This is a genomic window from Alicycliphilus sp. T452 (assembly GCF_054512775.1).
Genome location: NZ_JBTNEH010000004.1, coordinates 145,941 through 162,162 on the forward strand (window position 1 = coordinate 145,941; position 16,222 = coordinate 162,162).

Consider the following 16,222-nt stretch of genomic DNA (forward strand, 5'->3'; position numbering starts at 1 on the left):
TCAGTTGGAACGCGAGACGCGGCCAAGCAGGCTGTTGGCCACGATGTTTCGCTGGATCTGGTTGGTGCCTTCGATGATCTGGAGCACCTTGGCGTCGCGGAAGTACCGGTTGATCGGGTACTCGGAAGAGACCCCGGCGGCGCCGAAGAGCTGCACCGCGTCCGTGGCCACCTTCATGGCCGTGTCGCTGGCGAAGCACTTGGCCATCGCTGCGATCGGGGCCAGCTCGGCGCTCGGTGCGGCCTGGTCGACGAGAGAGGCGGCGCGATAGACGAGATGGCGCGCGGCCTCGGTCTGGATCGCCATGTCGGCCAGCATCCAGCGCACGCCCTGGAAATCGCAGATCTGCTGGCCGAAGGCGCGGCGCTCCTTGATGAAGGCGCTGGCGTGGTCGATGGCGCCCTGGGCCAGGCCGACGCCGCGCGCGCCGATCAGCGGGCGGCTGGCGTTGAAGGCCTCCATCACGGCCTTGAAGCCCCCGCCCACCAGGTTGTGCTCGGGGACGAACACATCGTCCAGGAAGAGCGGGCAGGAGGGCACGCCGCGCGCGCCGATCTTGTCCTCCTTCTTGCCGACGGTGAAGCCGGGCGTGCCCCGCTCGACGATGAACAGGCTGATCCCGTCCTTGCCGCCCTGCTCGTACTTGGCGGCGACCAGGACGAAGTCCGCGAGGTCGGAATTGGTGCACCATATCTTGGCGCCATTGATCCGGTAGCCCCCCTGCACCTTCACGGCGCGCGTGCGGATCCCGCTGACGTCGGAGCCGCTCTGGGCCTCTGTCGTCGAGAACGCGCCGCGCATCTCGCCAGACGCCAAGCCCGGAAGGAGCCGGCCCTTCTGTTCGTCGGTGCCGCCGTGCAGGATGGCGCCGAAGGGAACCCACTGGACGAGCAGCAGGTAGGCCGTGTTGTAGCAGACGCGCGCCAGCTCCTCGATGGCGATGCACGCCGACAACATGCTTCCCGTGCCGCCGTACTCGGTCGGGAAGGGCAGCGTGAAGAGCCCCAGTTCCTTGAGCAGGGCGTACATGTCGTGCGGGTATTCGGCCGTGCGGTCGATTTCGTCGGCCCGTTGGGCCACCTTCTCCCGGGCCACCCGGCGCAGGAGGTCCTGGATCTGCCGCTGGTCCTCGGTCAGTGCGTAGTACATGGCTGTCTCACTTGTCCTTCTTTGCGATTTCAATGACCCGGGCAGCCTCGAGCCGTCCGAGTTCCTGCTCCGACAGATCGAGCACGCTGGAAAGCACCTCTTGCGTGTGCTGCGCGCGCAGCGGCGGGGGACGGAGGTACTCGATGGGCGTCTTCGACAGGCGGATGGGGTTTCGCACCGTGGTGATCTCGCCGCCCGCAGCGTGCTGCTGCCGGACCTTGAGCTGGCGCGCGACGACCTGCGGATGCTCGAAAACCTTGTCGTAGGTGTTGATGCTCCCGTTGGGCACGTCGCAGTGCTCCAGGGCCTTCAACCAGAAAGCCGTCGTTTCCTTCTCGAAGATGGCCGAGAGCTGCGCGATGAGAGGCTCGCGGTTGATGTTGCGGTCGGCCATGCGCGCAAAGCGCGGGTCCCGGGCCCATTGCTCCCGGCCGAGCGCTGCGCACAGCTTGACGAACTGCCCGTCGTTTCCGCAGGCGATGATCAAATGGCCGTCGCTCGTGCGGAACGACTGGTACGGGGTGAGGTTGGGGTGGGCGTTGCCCCAGCGCTTCGGGACCTCGCCGCTGGTGAAGTAGCTGACGATCTGGTTCGAGCCGAAGTGCACGATCGTGTCCAGGAGCGAGACGTCGATGTGCTGCCCCTCGCCCGTGTTGCGCCGGTGCTCCAGCGCCGCGAGGATGGCGATGGTCGCATTCAGGCCGGTCAGGACGTCGGTGATCGCGATCGAGGTCTTCATCGGGCCGCCGCCCGGCTTGCCGTCTTCCTCGCCGTTGATGCTCATCAGGCCACCCTCGCCCTGGAAGATGAAGTCGTAGCCGGGCTTCTCGGCGCAGGGGCCGTCCTGGCCATAGCCGGTGACCGAGCAATAGATCAGGGCGGGATTGACGGCCTTCAGATCCTCATAGGACAGGCCATGGCGCTTGAGGTCGCCGACCTTGTAGTTCTCGACCAGCACGTCGCAGCCCTTCGCCAGCTCCCTGATCAGGCGCTGGCCATCCGCCTTCGACAGGTCGATGGCGATCGAGCGCTTGTTCCGGTTGGTCGAGGAGAAATACGCCGAATCCGTCGTCGGCTCGCCCGCCTCGTCCTTGATCCACGGGGGCCCCCAGTGCCGGGTGTCGTCACCGAGGACCGGACGCTCCACCTTGATCACGTCAGCCCCCAGGTCCGCCAGCATCTGTGTCGACCAGGGCCCCGCCAACACACGGGTCAGATCCAGCACGCGCACCCTGGATAACGGTCCAGCCATCTATTCACTCCGAAAGTTCTTATTTACGAACATTTATCTAATATGCGAACAATCATCGCCGATATCCACGATGTACCGCATAGGGAAAAATACCTATATTTGAACAATGATCAAATATATGAACAATAGATGGCTGCCATTTGCGCAAGCAGCAGCTTGAGCCGGGCCGCTTCCATCACCACCCATTCACACGAAAGAGCACCAATGACCGACTACACAGACATCCAGTACGCCGTGAAGGACGGCGTGGCCACCCTTTGCATCAATCGGCCCGAGAAGTACAACGCCTTCCGCGGCAAGACCTGCGATGAACTGATCGATGCCCTCCACCGTGCGGGCTGGGACAAGTCGATCGGCGCGATCGTCCTCACCGGCGCGGGCGACAAGGCCTTCTGCACCGGGGGAGACCAGTCCGCGCACGACGGCGGCTACGACGGCCGCGGCGTGATCGGCCTGCCGGTCGAGGAACTGCAGGGGCTCATCCGCGAAGTGCCCAAGCCCGTGATCGCGCGCGTGAACGGATTTGCCATCGGTGGAGGCAATGTGCTGGTGACCTGCTGCGACCTGGCGATCGCCTCGGACAAGGCGGTCTTCGGCCAGGTCGGCCCGAAGGTCGGCTCCGTGGACCCCGGCTTCGGCACGGCCTTCCTCGCGCGCGTGATCGGCGAAAAGAAAGCGCGCGAGATCTGGTACCTGTGCCGGCGCTATAGCGCGCAGGAGGCCCTGGCCATGGGCCTGGTGAACGCAGTCGTGCCGCACGACCAGCTGGACGCGGAGGTGGAAAAGTGGTGCGCCGAAATCCTGGACAAGAGTCCGACGGCCATCGCGATCGCCAAGCGATCCTTCAACGCGGACTCGGACTCCATCCGCGGCATCGCGTCGCTGGGCATGCAGGCGCTGGCCCTGTACTACAACACCCCCGAGTCCCACGAGGGCGTCGAGGCTTTCCTGCAAAAGCGCAAGCCCAACTTCCGCAGCAAGCTGTGACACGGGAGGGGACGCCGCCCGCATGACCGTGCGGGCCACGCCCGACCGTTCTGGGCCGCACCGCCCTCCCCAAGGCACAGCGGGCGCCAAAAGCGCCCGTTGCTATTTTTACAATAGCTATTAGCGCCCGCCACACAAGCGCCAAAGCCTGAAAACGCTCACACCATCAGTGCACGACCATGAGCGAGAACGGCCAGACGTAGGCCTGCAGGGTCACGTACAGGCCCACCAGGCAGGCCAGCGCGATGGAGTGGAAGAACACGTAGCGCAGGATGTCGCCCTCGTGGTCGAACCAGCGCGTGGCGGTGGAGGCCACGACGATGGACTGCGCGTCGATCATCTTGCCCATCACGCCGCCCGAGCTGTTGGCCGCGCCCATGAGGTTGGGCGAGAGGTGCAGCTGCTCGGCCGCCACCTTCTGCATTCCGCCGAAGAGCACGTTGGACGCCGTGTCCGAGCCCGTGAGCGCCACGCCCAGCCAGCCCATGAGGGTGCCGAAGAACGGGTAGAGCACGCCGGTGTTGGCGAAGGCCAGGCCCAGCGTGGTGTCGGTGCCCGAGTAGCGCGTGAGCGTGCCCAGCGCCAGCATCAGCACGATGGTCAGCAGCGAGTACTTCACCAGCCACAGCGTCTTGAAGAAGGTGCGCACGATGGCGACCGGGTTGTACTTCATGACGAAGGCGCTGACGATGGCCGACAGCAGGATGCCCGTGCCGGTGGCCGACAGCAGGTTGAGCACGTAGACCGCGCCCTCCTTGGTGGGCTTGGCGACCACGGGCGGCACCTTCTCGATCATGTTGTGCAGGCCCTCCATGGGGAAGGCGGGCGCGAGGATGCCGTTGAGCCAGGTCTTGACCGAGGGCAGGCCCCAGATGAAGACGAACACCGACAGGATCACCCAGGGCGTCCAGGCCGCCACCAGCGCCTGCGTGCTGTGGCGCGTGACGGGCTTGGCCGGCTTGGCCTCGGCGGCGCTCACGTCATGGTGGCGCAGCGAGGCCGAGGTCCAGACCGTCTTGGGCTTCCACACGCGCAGGAAGGCCACGAGGCAGACCATGGAGACGATGGCGGCGATGATGTCCACCAGTTCCGGCCCGATGTAGTTGGACACCAGGAACTGCGGGATGGCGAAGGACACGCCCGTCACCAGGATGGCGGGCCAGATCTCCATCATGCCCTTGCGCCCGGCGAAGGCCCAGATGAGCCAGAACGGCACCAGCAGCGAGAAGAAGGGCAGCTGGCGGCCGATCATGGCCGTGACCTCCATCAGGTCGTAGCCGTGCACCTTGGCCAGCGTGATCACCGGCGTGCCCAGGGCGCCGAAGGCCACGGGCGCCGTGTTGGCGATCAGCGACAGGCCCGAGGCCGCCAGCGGCGAGAAGCCCAGGCCGATGAGGATGGCCGCCGTCACCGCCACCGGCGTGCCGAAGCCCGCCGCGCCCTCGAAGAAGGCGCCGAAGCAGAACGCGATCAGGAGCAGCTGGATGCGCCGGTCCTCGGTGATGCCCGAGAGCGAGTCCTGCAGCACGGCGAAGCTGCCGTTCTGCTCGGTGAGCTGGTGCAGGAAGATGATGTTGAGCACGATCCAGCCGATCGGCAGCAGCCCCGTGAAGCCGCCCAGCAGCGCCGCGCGCCCCGCCATGTCGGCCGGCATGCCGTAGACGAAGATGGCCACGAGCAGCGCCGCGGCCAGGCCCATGCCCGCGGCGATGTGCGCCTTGATGTGGAAGAAGCCCAGAGCCGCGAGCATGACCACCACCGGCACCGCTGCCAGCGCGGTGGAGATGACCATGTTGCCCAGTGGGTCGTAGATTTGTTGCCAGACCATAGCCTGTGTCCCCTTGTCGTTGTCCTGGTTTTGGAAGGAAGAACGCCCGTACGCCCAGGATCGGTGGATTACCGGCTGGCGTGGCGCGACGCGGGTGAGACTGTAGAAAGCCCGTCAGCAGTGCAGCGTGAAAAATCCGGAGACCGGCCCTGAAGCAATTTCACACCATAGCGAAGACCCGGGTCCGGCGCCCGGCCTATTCGGGTATTCACCAATCCCGCCGGGCCCCCAGGCGCAGGCGCTCAGCCGTCCACCGTCGCAATCACGCCACCGCCCAGGCATACCTCGCCGTCGTACAGCACGGCGGACTGGCCCGGCGTCACGGCCCACTGGGCCTCGGGGAACTGCAGGCTGAAGGTGCCGCCCTGCGCGGCCAGCACGGTGCAGGCCGCGTCCTGCTGGCGGTAGCGCGTCTTGGCCGCGCAGGCGCCCGGGGCGGGAGGATGGCCGGCGATCCAGCTCGCGCCCTGCGCGGCCAGCCGGTGCGACAGCAGCCAGGGATGGTCATGGCCCTGCACCACGCGCAGGGTGTTGGTATCGAGCTCCTTGCGCGCCACGAACCAGGGCGCATGCTCGCCGCCGCCGCGCTGCGCCCCCTTTTCCTTCACGCCGCCGATGCCCAGCCCCTGGCGCTGGCCCAGCGTGTAGAACGACAGGCCCACGTGGCGGCCCAGCCTGCGGCCCCGGTCGTCCAGGATGGGGCCGGGCTCGTGGCTGATGTAGCGGTTGAGGAACTCGCGGAACGGCCGCTCGCCGATGAAGCAGATGCCGGTCGAGTCCTTCTTCTTCGCATTGGGCAGGCCGATCTCCTCGGCGATGCGGCGCACCTCGGTCTTCCTCAGCTCGCCCACGGGGAACAGCGTGCGCGCGAGCTGCCCCTGGTTCAGCCGGTGCAGGAAATAGCTCTGGTCCTTGGCCGGGTCCAGCCCCTTGAGCAGCTCGAACAGGCCCGTGGCCGGGTTGTGGCGCACGCGCGCGTAGTGGCCCGTGGCGATCTTCCCGGCGCCCAGGCGCATGGCATGGTCCAGGAAGGCCTTGAACTTGATCTCGGCGTTGCACAGAACGTCGGGGTTGGGCGTGCGCCCGGCCTGGTACTCGCGCAGGAACTCGGCGAACACGCGGTCCTTGTACTCGGCCGCGAAGTTCACGTGCTCGATCTCGATGCCGATCACGTCGGCCACGCTGGCGGCGTCCAGGAAGTCCTGGCGGCTGGAGCAGTACTCGCTGTCGTCGTCATCTTCCCAGTTCTTCATGAAGATGCCGACCACCTCGTGGCCCTGCTGCTTGAGGAGGTGGGCCGTGACGGCCGAATCGACGCCGCCCGAGAGGCCCACGACGACGCGCTGCTTGGATGGTGCATTCATCGCGCCGATTGTATTTTCCGGCCTGCAGCCTCCCCTGGCCGGGCCTGTGCGGCGGCGATCCTGCGGCAATACGCCAAGATGCCGGCATCCACGACGGCTCCGAGCTGCAGCGCATCCGCCAGCCGGAGAAGCGCCAGCCGGTCATGCCCCATCGCCACGCTGCGTTGCAGCAGCGCGAGCGCGGCTTCCTGCGCGACATGCACCGCTTCGCCGGTGGCGCCGGGGCACATTCCCGCGCGCGCAGCACGCTTGAGCTCCCGGATCGCCGCGCGCATCGCTCCTGGTCTGGCCTAATCGACGCTCGCGCCCGAAGTCCGGACCACTTCGCTCCACTTGGCGACATCGGCCTTGAGGATGGCATCGAACCGCTCCGGCGTGTTGGCATAGGGTTCCGCGCCCTGCGCGGCCAGGCTGTCGATCACTGCCTTCGACTTCAATACGTCACCGACATCCTTATTGATCTTCAGGATCACGTCGTGCGGCGTCTGCTTGGGCGCCATGAGGCCGAACCAGGGGTTGACGTCGAAGTCCTTGAACCCCGCCTCCGCGATGGTGGGGATGCTGCCGAAGGACTGCGCGCGCCGACCGCTCGTGACCGCAATGGGATGCAGCGCGCCGCTCTTGATCGAGCCCGCTACCGAGGGCAGGCTCGTGAACACCACGTTGATCTGGCCTCCCATCAGGTCCTGCAGTGCGGGCGCCGCGCCGCGGTAGGGTACGTGGACCATCTTCACCTGCGCGGCCGTGTTGAACATCTCGCCCACGAGATGGTTGACCGACCCGTTGCCTGCGGAACCGTAGGTGATGCTGCGGGATTTGGCGGCCTCCACGAGCTGCGCCACCGTCTTGAAGGGCGCGTCCGGCCGGCTGACCATCACGAAAGGCAGTGTCGCGATCGTGGCCACGGGAGCGAAGTCACGGCCCGGATCGAACGGGAGCTTCTTGTACAGCGCGCCGTTGATGGCCTGGGTGGCGACGTAGCCCATGAGCAGCGTGTAGCCGTCGGGCGGTGCGCCCAGAACCACCTCCATGCCGACATTGCCGCCGGCCCCGGCACGGTTGTCGACGATGACGGGCTGACCCCATTTCTCGCCGAGCTTCTGGCCGATGATGCGGGCCAGTGCGTCGGAGGCGCCGCCGGGCGTCTGGGGCACGATGATCTTCACCGGCTTGTTCGGAAACGCCTGCGCGAAAACGGCTGCGGGGGCGGCCGCCGCCACGGCGATGGTGAGCGCGAGGACGCGCAAGGCATGGAAAAGGGATGGACGGTGCATGGTTGTGTCTCCTGGTGATGTCTTTCTTCATGTCGGGCTGCTTTTCTCCACCGCCTGCGCCAGCGCGAGCGCCATCTGGCGATCGAGCGGCGCCGCGAAGAAGCGCTCGCCCGCGCCGGTGGGCACGATGAAGCGCGTGGCGGGGTCGGCGCCGGCCGCCGTGGCCGCGGCGGCCAGTTCAACGAGTACGGAGCGGGCCAGCGCGTTGTGTTTCGAGGCCCGATGGATCGGGACCCAGCAGGTGCCGGAGTCCCTGCGGCCGGTCGCGATGTGGTTGCCTGTTAGGTACGCTGCTTGTCTCCTGAAAGTGATGGAGACGCAGTGTTATTGGCAACTTTTCCTATAACAAGAACATTTATTCCGTATTTGGAACAAAACAGCGAACTGGGTGCAACCAGGACGCCAAAAACGCGCTTTGTTCAGCCAGCCGAACCGACTCCAATGAACCGCCCTGCAAGGAGTCCCATTCCGCCCTCACTGCCACCTCCGCCGAACGCATCCCCGACATCTCGATGCCCTCCAGTCGAACCAACGGCCCCGGGCGCTGCACCCCACCAAGCGCATGTACGATGTGGCGAACGGCATCGTGGGCAAGGATCCGTTCATCGAGCGCACCACACCGCCGCTGGAGCGGCTGCGCGACACGTCGAGAGACGGCCATTCCGGGCAAGCGGCAGGGCAGTGCGGTGGTGTACCTGCAGGCCGTCGAAAGCACGCACTCGATCCGCTACTCGGCCAAGCCAGGCGGCCTGAAGGAGGCCGAATTGCGCGAGTGGGCAGCCAACCACTCGCTGCCCGCCATCACCACGCACACGCTCGTCGATCCCGGAGCCCCCGTCGCGGGTATCCTCCAGGGACGGCGCGCGGGCTATTGCCAGTCGCGGGGCGAGAACGTCGGGGAAGTCTGGGCGATCGCGGCTTTTCCCACCGCCAACCGGGAAACACTGACAGCAGCCATCGCCGGCCCCGGCACCCCATGGAAGTCAGCCTGGCGGAATGCGCCAGTGTGCGAACATCCGGCCACCCTACCGTCGGGCACATGCCCCGAACAAGGACCCCCCATGGAACTGCGCCAGCTTCGCTACTTCGTCCACGTCGTCGAACGCGGCTCCATGAGCCGCGCAGCGCTGGAGCTGGACCTGGTGCAGTCTGCATTGAGCCAGCAGATCACGCGTTTGGAGGGCGAGCTGGCCACCCGCCTGCTGCACCGCACGCCGCGCGGCGTGGCGCCCACGGAGGCCGGCGTGGCCTTCTACCGTGAGGCCCAGCTCACGCTGCGCCATGCCGAGCAAGCCGTACGCGCTGCCCAGCAGGCGCGCCTGTCGGGCAGCGTGAGCGTGGGCCTGGCGCCCACCACCTCGGCGGTGCTGGGCCTGCCGCTGATGCGCACGATGCGCGAGCGCTACCCCGACGTGCGGCTGCACATGGTCGAGGGCATGTCGGGCCACCTTACGGCCATGCTCAACGCGCGGGAGCTGGACCTAGCCGTGCTGTTCGACACGCGGCTGCACCCCCGCAGACAGGCGGGCGGCGGGCGGCATTGGGAGATCCTGCCGCTCTTGGAGGAGGACCTGTTCCTGATCCGCGGCCGCGGCGCGCCGCCCCTGCCGCCCACCGTGACCGCGCAGGACCTGGCCGACGAGCCACTGATCCTGCCCACGGGCCCGCACGGGCTGCGCAGCACGCTCGACACCGCGTTCGCCCGCGCCCGCGTGGCACCGCGCGTAGTGCTAGAGGTGGATTCGCTCGCCATGGTAATGGCTGCCGTAGACGCGGGCCTGGGCTCCACGCTGCAGCCTTGGGCCGCGATGGGCCGCTACTCCGACGCGACCGAGCGCTTCCGCTCCGTGCGCCTGTCCGACGACCAGGCTCGGCGCGTGAACCTGCTGTGCAGCCTGTCGGACGACGAACTTTCGCCCGCGGCGCTGGCCGCGCGCGTGGTGCTGGCCGACTGCGTGCGCACGCTGGTCGAGGCCGGTCAGTGGGTGGGCACCACGCTCATCCCCGCGCCGAACTGATCACTGGGCCACTCAAAACCCCTTAGCCATCAAATTTCGTGATGCCCCCATGACCAGGGGGCCCTGCACGCGCGCGGCCACGCCGCCTACAGTTGCGCCTCCCCGATCCCCCACGAATAACCAGGAGACCCCATGGACCCCGATGTCCTGGTCATCGGCGGCGGCAACGCCGCCCTGTGCGCCGCGCTCATGGCGCGCGAGGCGGGCGCGAGCGTGCTGCTGCTCGAATCCGCCCCGCGCGCCTGGCGCGGCGGCAACTCCGCCCACACGCGCAACCTGCGCTGCATGCACGACGCGCCGCAGGACGTGCTCGTCGATGCCTACCCCGAGGAGGAGTACTGGCAGGACTTGCTGAAGGTGACCGGCGGCCTCACCAACGAGCACCTGGCGCGCATGGTGATACGCGCCTCGTCCACCTGCCGGCCCTGGATGCGCCGCCACGGCGTGCACTTCCAGCCCGCGCTGGCCGGCACGCTGCACGTGGCGCGCACCAACGCCTTCTTCATGGGCGGCGGCAAGGCCCTGGTCAACGCCTACTACCGCAGCGCCGAGGCGCTGGGCGTGCAGGTGCGCTACGAATCGCCCGTGGACCGGCTGGAGATCGTGGACGGCGGGTTCCGCGCCGCCTGGTGCCAGGGCGAGCGCATCGAGGCCCGCAGCTGCGTGCTGGCCGCGGGCGGGTTCGAATCGAACCGCGAATGGCTGCGCGAGGCCTGGGGCCAGAACGAACGCGGCGAGTGGCCGGCGGACAACTTCCTGATCCGCGGCACGGCCTACAACCAGGGCGTGCTGCTCAGGCACATGCTGGACGAGCACGGCGCCGACCGCATCGGCGACCCCACGCAGGCCCACATGGTGGCCATCGACGCGCGCGCGCCGCTGTACGACGGCGGCATCTGCACGCGCATCGACTGCGTGTCGCTGGGCGTGGTGGTGAACGCGAACGCCGAGCGCTTCTACGACGAGGGCGAGGACTTCTGGCCCAAGCGCTACGCCATCTGGGGGCGCCTGGTGGCGCAGCAGCCCGGGCAGACCGGCTATTCGATCATCGACAGCAAGGCCATCGGCCGCTTCATGCCGCCCGTGTTCCCCGGCGTAAAGGCCGACAGCCTGCCCGAACTGGCCGCCAGGCTGGGCCTGGACGCCAATACCTTCATGCGCACGCTGAACGCCTACAACGGCGCCTGCAGGGTGGGCCGCTTCGACCACACCGTGCTCGACGACTGCGCCACCTCCGGCCTCTCCCCGGCCAAGACGCACTGGGCGCGCCCCATCGATACCGCGCCGTTCTACGGCTACGCGCTCAGGCCCGGCGTGACCTTCACCTACCTGGGCCTGCAGACCGACGACACGGCCGCCGTGCGCTTCGGGGACCGCCCCAGCGCCAACCTGTTCGTGGCCGGCGAGATGATGGCCGGCAACGTGCTCGGCAAGGGCTACACCGCCGGCGTGGGCATGTCGATAGGCACGGCCTTCGGCCGCATCGCCGGACGCAACGCGGCCCTGGCCGCGCGAGGACAGAGTGCCGAGCACGGCGCCGTGAAAGACGAGGAAGCCCATGCAAGCGCTTGAAGCCCTGACCCGCGATGCCAAGGCGCTGGCCAACGGCACGCCCGTGCCCATGAGCGCCGCCGAGACCGAGGTGGCGCGCGTCATGCAGATCTGCAACGCCTGCCGCTACTGCGAGGGCTTTTGCGCCGTGTTCCCGGCCATGACGCGGCGGCTGGAGTTCGCCACGGCCGACGTGCACTACCTGGCCAACCTGTGCCACAACTGCGGCGCCTGCCTGCACGCCTGCCAGTACGCGCCGCCGCACGAATTCGCGGTGAACGTCCCGCAGGCCATGGCCACGCTGCGCGGCCAGACCTATTCCGACTACGCCTGGCCGCCGGCCCTGGGCAGCCTGTACCGGCGCAACGGCCTCACGCTGTCGCTGGCGCTCGCCGCCGCGCTGACGCTGTTCCTGGTGCTGGGCGCCGTGCTGCAGGGCGGCGGCCCGGCCGCGCTGTGGAAGACCGACCTGGGCAACGACTTCTACAACCTGTTCCCGCACAACCTGCTCGTGGGCCTGTTCGCGCCCGTGTTCCTGTTCGTGGTGCTGGCGCTGGCCATGGGCGTGCGCGCCTTCTGGAAGCACGTGAAGCCCGCCACCAGCGGCGCCGACGTGGGCGGCGCGGCCGCCGGCGAGGCCGCGCACGACGTGCTGCGCCTCAAGTACCTGGACGGCGGCCACGGCGACGGCTGCCACAACGAGGACGACGCCTACACCTTGAAGCGCCGCCGCGCCCACCACCTGACGTTCTACGGCTTCGCGCTGTGCTTCGCCGCCACGTCCCTGGGCACCATCTACCACTACGCCTTCGGCTGGGTGGCGCCCTACGACCTGCCGTCCGTTCCGAAACTGCTGGGCGCCGCGGGCGGCGTGCTGATGGTGCTGGGCACGGCCGGCCTGTGGCACCTGAACCGCACGCGCCACCCGCTGCACGGCGACGCTGCGCAAAAACCCATGGACCTGGGCTTCATCGCCCTGCTGTTCCTGGTGGCCGCCAGCGGCCTGGCCCTGTGGCTGGCGCGCGCCACACCGGCGCTGGCCCTGCTGCTGTGCCTGCACCTGGGCGCGGTGATGGCCTTGTTCGCCACCCTGCCCTATGGCAAGTTCGCGCACGGCGTGTTCCGCACGGCGGCGCTGCTGCGCTATAGCACCGAAAAGCGCCAGCCCAACCCCATCGGGCTGGGCAGCGATTGACCATCTACAAAAACGATAGCTGCCGGCGCTTGCCCCACCTGTGCCAGAGCCATATTTGACTTAAAAACGACCCAGGAGCCCCACCATGAAGAAACGCACCCTGATCCAGGCCGCCGCAGTGGCCGCAACCTCCCTGGCCTGGGCCGGCCCCGCGCTGGCCCAGGACTTCCCGCCGGCCAAGCCGGTGACGCTGGTCGTGGGCTTCGCGCCCGGCGGCGCGGCCGACGCGGCGGCGCGCCTGATCGCCAAGAAGCTGGCCGAGAACATCGGCCAGGCCGTGGTGGTGGAGAACAAGGGCGGCGCGGGCGGCAACATCGCCCACCAGCAGGTGGCCGCGGGCCCGTCGGACGGCACGGTGCTGCTGTTCGGCTCCGTGGGGCCGCTGACCATCGCGCCGCACCTCATGAAGCTGACCTACGACCCGTTCAAGGACCTGGCCCCCATCTCCGGCGGCGTGTACTTCCCCAACGTGCTCGTGGTGCACAAGGGCGCGGGCGTGAAGACGCTGGCCGAGTTCGTGCAGCTGTCCAAGACCAAGCCCGGCAGCGTGGACTACGCCTCCACCGGCGCGGGCTCGGCCTCGCACCTGGCGGGCGAGCTGTTCAACCAGCGCGCCGGCATCGACATGGTGCACGTGCCCTACAAGGGCGGCGCGCCCGCGCTGCAGGACCTGCTGGGCGAGCGCGTGACCAGCTACTTCGCCGCGCCCCCCACGGCCATGCCCCACGTGGAGACCGGCAAGCTGATCCCGCTGGCCACCACGGGCCTGTCGCGCCCGGCCTACCTGCCCAACATCCCCACGGTGGCCGAGTCGGGCTACCCGGGCTTCCAGGCGCTGAACTGGTACGCCTTCGTGGCCTCGGGCAAGACGCCCGCGCCCCTGCTCGACCGCTGGAACCAGGAGATCGTGAAGACGCTCAACGACCCCGGCGTGAAGGAGGCCCTGAACAAGCACGGCCTGTCGCCCCACCCCACGACGCGCAAGGAGTTCGCGGACTTCATGAAGAAGGAATACGACCAGTGGGGCGCGATCGTGAAGGAGCGCAAGATCACGGCGCAGTAAGCAAGAAAGGCCCCCGAGGGGCCTTTCCCGTTTCTGGGGCGCCCGGGGGCGCAAGACCAAGCCCCGGCTGACACGCCCGCCTGCGCGGGCGGTCTATGCTGCCGCATCCAGCCAGCCAGCCGGCCCAGGCCCGCCAGCCGTTTTGCCCGCATCCTCCGGAGAACCCTTGCAATGACCCGCATGAACACCCTCGCCACGGCCGCAGCCGTCATCGCCGCCAGCGCCACGCTGGCGGCCTGCGGCAGCATGGACGCCGGCCGCGCCACGGCGCGCGCCAGCCTGGCGCCCACCGCAGCCATCGCCCCCAACCCCACCACCGGCACGGCGACCTTCACCGCGCTGGCGCACGGCGTGCGCGTGGCCGGCGAGGTGCGCGGCCTGCCGCCGGGCAGCGAGCACGGCTTCCACATCCACGAGAAAGGCGACTGCAGCGACAACGGCAACGCCTCGGGCGGCCACTTCAACCCCGCAGGCGGCACGCACGGCAAGTTCGGCGCCCAGGGCTCCCATGCCGGCGAACTGCCCAGCCTGGTGGCCGATGCGGCCGGGGTGGCCCGCTTCAGCGCGGACGTGCCCTCGATCTCGCTGGCCGACGGCGCGGCCAACAACGTCGTCGGCCGCGCGCTGGTGGTGCACCGCGACCGCGACGACTTCACCACCCAGCCGGCCGGCAACTCGGGCCCGCGCATCGCCTGCACCGTCATCACGCGCAACTGAACGGGCGGAGGCCGGTAGCTACTCTATCGATAGCTGCCAGCGCTTGAACAGCAAGCACTGGAACCGTTTTTCACTCATGGCCTCAAGCTCCTGACAACACGCTGTCAGGAGCAGGCGCGCAGCATCGGGGCTCCAGAACTTCCCACGCAAGGAGCCCGCCATGCAGAACGCCAACACCTGGTTCGAGATTCCCGTCCGCGACCTGGCCGCCGCGCAGCGCTTTTACGAAACCCTGCTCGGCCGGCCGATGCGCGGCACCGAGGACGTGGGCGGCGAACACATGGCCGTGTTCGCCCACGACAAGCCCGGAGCCGGCGGCTGCCTGGTGCAGCGCGCCGGGCACCGGGCCGTGCCGGGCGGCACGCTGGTGTACCTGGACAGCGCGCCCAGCGTGCAGGCCGCACTCGGCCGCGCCCAGGCCGCCGGCGGCCGCGTGGTGACGCCGCGCACCCTGATCGCGCCGGGCATCGGCTATTTCGCCCACGTCGCGGACGTCGATGGCAACGTGGTCGGCCTGCATGCGGCCGACTGAACCACGCGCCGCCGTGGACCCGCAAGCCTTCTTCTGGCGCACGATGGCCGGCGAGCTACCGCCGTCCCCCGCCTTCCAGACCCTCGGCGGGAGGATCGTGCGCGTGGACCCCGGCGCGGGCGTCGCGGAGGTGGCGTTCCACGCCACCGAAGCCTTCGCCAACCCGATGGGCCACGTCCAGGGCGGCTTTCTGGCGGCCATGCTCGACGACACCCTGGCGCCGGCGCTGGCCGCGACCCTGGCGGGCGGCCAGTTCGCGCCGACGCTGCAGTTGAGCGTCACGTTCCAGCGCAGCGCGAAGATCGGCCCGCTCCACGGCACCGGTCGCATCCTGCGGCGCGGCCGGGATGTCTGCCACCTGGCTGGCGAGCTGCGCCAGGATGGCGAGGTGGTCGCATCGGCCCTGGCCACGGCGCTGGTGCGCCAGGCCAGGCCCTGACCCGGGCCCTGGCCACGCGGGGGCGATACATTCGGCCTCACCGCCGCCCCGCCCCCCTTCGCCCGCCCCCATGCGCCGCGCCGACCGCCTGTTCCAGATCGTCCAGCTCATCCGCGGCCGGCGGCTGACCACGGCCGCCTTCCTGGCGCAGCGGCTGGAGGTCTCCGAGCGCACCGTCTACCGCGACGTGGCCGACCTGCAGCGCCAGGGCGTGCCCATCGAGGGCGAGGCCGGCATCGGCTACCGACTGGGCGCGGGCTTCGAGCTGCCACCGCTGATGTTCACGCAGGACGAGGCGCGCGCCCTCGTGGCCGCCGCGCGGCTCGCGCAGAGCTGGCTGGACGCAGGCATGGCCGCCGACGTGGAAGGCGCGCTGGGCAAGATACTGTCCGTGCTGCCGCCAGCGGCGCGCGCCTCGGCCGAGTCGCTGGCGCTGTACGCGCCGCCCGCGTTCCTGGACGAAGCCGCGCGCCAGCGCCTGCAGACGCTGCGCGAGGCGGTGCAGTCGCGCCACAGGCTGCACCTGGACTACCGCGACGCGCAGGAGGCGCCCTCGCGGCGCACGGTGCGGCCGCTGGGGTGCTTCTACTGGGGCAAGGTGTGGACGCTGGCGGCGTGGTGCGAGCTGCGCGGCGACTTCCGCAGCTTCCGCATCGACCGCATCGATGCCGTGCAGGTCATGCAGGAGCGCTTCGCCGACGAGCCCGGCAAGACCCTGGCCGATCTGCTGCGCCGCCTGCGCGAGCGCAAGCCACCGTCGCAGTGTGCCGATCAGCTATCTCATTGATAGCCATTGACCCTTACCTGGAAAGCGCTGGAGGCCGATTTGGCTTGAAAATCCCCGCTGCGCGCC

15 protein-coding genes are annotated in these 16,222 nt (G+C 68.8%); 9 read left to right on the top strand and 6 right to left on the bottom strand.

The window, feature by feature from the left end; genetic code table 11:
- Both ACX12L_RS05095 and ACX12L_RS05100 read right to left on the bottom strand, forming a co-directional pair.
- A complete protein-coding gene (locus ACX12L_RS05095; protein WP_013521036.1) occupies positions 1-1,149 on the bottom strand; it encodes an acyl-CoA dehydrogenase family protein in 1,149 nt (382 codons plus the stop codon).
- Between the two features lie 7 nt (positions 1,150-1,156).
- Positions 1,157-2,401 carry a CaiB/BaiF CoA transferase family protein gene (locus tag ACX12L_RS05100; protein WP_459261600.1) on the bottom strand — a complete coding sequence of 415 codons (1,245 nt, stop codon included), beginning with the start codon at positions 2,399-2,401 and terminating at the stop codon, positions 1,157-1,159.
- Between the two features lie 204 nt (positions 2,402-2,605).
- Here ACX12L_RS05100 and badI point away from each other — a divergent pair, with 204 nt between their 5' ends.
- A complete protein-coding gene (gene badI / locus ACX12L_RS05105; protein ID WP_459261601.1) occupies positions 2,606-3,388 on the top strand; it encodes a 2-ketocyclohexanecarboxyl-CoA hydrolase in 783 nt (260 codons plus the stop codon).
- Positions 3,389-3,554: 166 nt separating this feature from the next.
- Here badI and ACX12L_RS05110 read toward each other — a convergent pair whose 3' ends face one another.
- From ACX12L_RS05110 to ACX12L_RS05125, 4 genes are all read right to left on the bottom strand, one after another.
- Positions 3,555-5,216, bottom strand: coding sequence for an L-lactate permease (locus ACX12L_RS05110; RefSeq protein WP_459261602.1), 1,662 nt, complete (start codon positions 5,214-5,216; stop codon positions 3,555-3,557).
- Between the two features lie 242 nt (positions 5,217-5,458).
- The gene (mnmA, locus tag ACX12L_RS05115) at positions 5,459-6,580 is read right to left on the bottom strand and encodes a tRNA 2-thiouridine(34) synthase MnmA (RefSeq protein WP_459261603.1); all 1,122 of its coding nucleotides are present in this window, start codon (positions 6,578-6,580) and stop codon (positions 5,459-5,461) included.
- Positions 6,577-6,855, bottom strand: coding sequence for a hypothetical protein (locus ACX12L_RS05120; RefSeq protein ID WP_459261604.1), 279 nt, complete (start codon positions 6,853-6,855; stop codon positions 6,577-6,579). Before ACX12L_RS05120 ends, mnmA begins: the two co-directional genes overlap by 4 nt.
- Positions 6,856-6,870: 15 nt before the next feature.
- The gene (locus tag ACX12L_RS05125; RefSeq protein ID WP_459261605.1) at positions 6,871-7,854 is read right to left on the bottom strand and encodes a Bug family tripartite tricarboxylate transporter substrate binding protein; all 984 of its coding nucleotides are present in this window, start codon (positions 7,852-7,854) and stop codon (positions 6,871-6,873) included.
- A 1,061-nt stretch (positions 7,855-8,915) separates the two neighbouring features.
- On the opposite strand from ACX12L_RS05125, the gene ACX12L_RS05130 reads away from it, so the two are divergent.
- From ACX12L_RS05130 to ACX12L_RS05165, 8 genes are all read left to right on the top strand, one after another.
- Complete coding sequence (locus ACX12L_RS05130) at positions 8,916-9,872, top strand: LysR substrate-binding domain-containing protein (RefSeq protein ID WP_459261606.1); 957 nt, start codon at positions 8,916-8,918, stop codon at positions 9,870-9,872.
- Between the two features lie 132 nt (positions 9,873-10,004).
- Positions 10,005-11,444 (top strand): FAD-dependent tricarballylate dehydrogenase TcuA, encoded by a 1,440-nt coding sequence (gene tcuA / locus ACX12L_RS05135; RefSeq protein ID WP_459261607.1) that lies wholly within the window; start codon positions 10,005-10,007, stop codon positions 11,442-11,444.
- Entirely contained in the window at positions 11,431-12,618 is a 1,188-nt protein-coding gene (gene tcuB, locus ACX12L_RS05140) for a tricarballylate utilization 4Fe-4S protein TcuB (protein ID WP_459261608.1), read from the top strand. The genes tcuA and tcuB overlap by 14 nt, the downstream gene beginning before the upstream one ends.
- An 85-nt stretch (positions 12,619-12,703) precedes the next feature.
- The gene (locus ACX12L_RS05145; protein WP_459261609.1) at positions 12,704-13,681 is read left to right on the top strand and encodes a Bug family tripartite tricarboxylate transporter substrate binding protein; all 978 of its coding nucleotides are present in this window, start codon (positions 12,704-12,706) and stop codon (positions 13,679-13,681) included.
- 180 nt (positions 13,682-13,861) lie between these two features.
- Positions 13,862-14,398 (top strand): superoxide dismutase family protein, encoded by a 537-nt coding sequence (locus ACX12L_RS05150; protein WP_459261610.1) that lies wholly within the window; start codon positions 13,862-13,864, stop codon positions 14,396-14,398.
- 160 nt (positions 14,399-14,558) lie between these two features.
- Entirely contained in the window at positions 14,559-14,930 is a 372-nt protein-coding gene (locus tag ACX12L_RS05155; protein WP_459261611.1) for a VOC family protein, read from the top strand.
- Between the two features lie 13 nt (positions 14,931-14,943).
- Complete coding sequence (locus ACX12L_RS05160; protein WP_459261612.1) at positions 14,944-15,369, top strand: PaaI family thioesterase; 426 nt, start codon at positions 14,944-14,946, stop codon at positions 15,367-15,369.
- Between the two features lie 70 nt (positions 15,370-15,439).
- A complete protein-coding gene (locus tag ACX12L_RS05165) occupies positions 15,440-16,156 on the top strand; it encodes a helix-turn-helix transcriptional regulator (protein ID WP_459261613.1) in 717 nt (238 codons plus the stop codon).
- Positions 16,157-16,222: the final 66 nt, after the last annotated feature.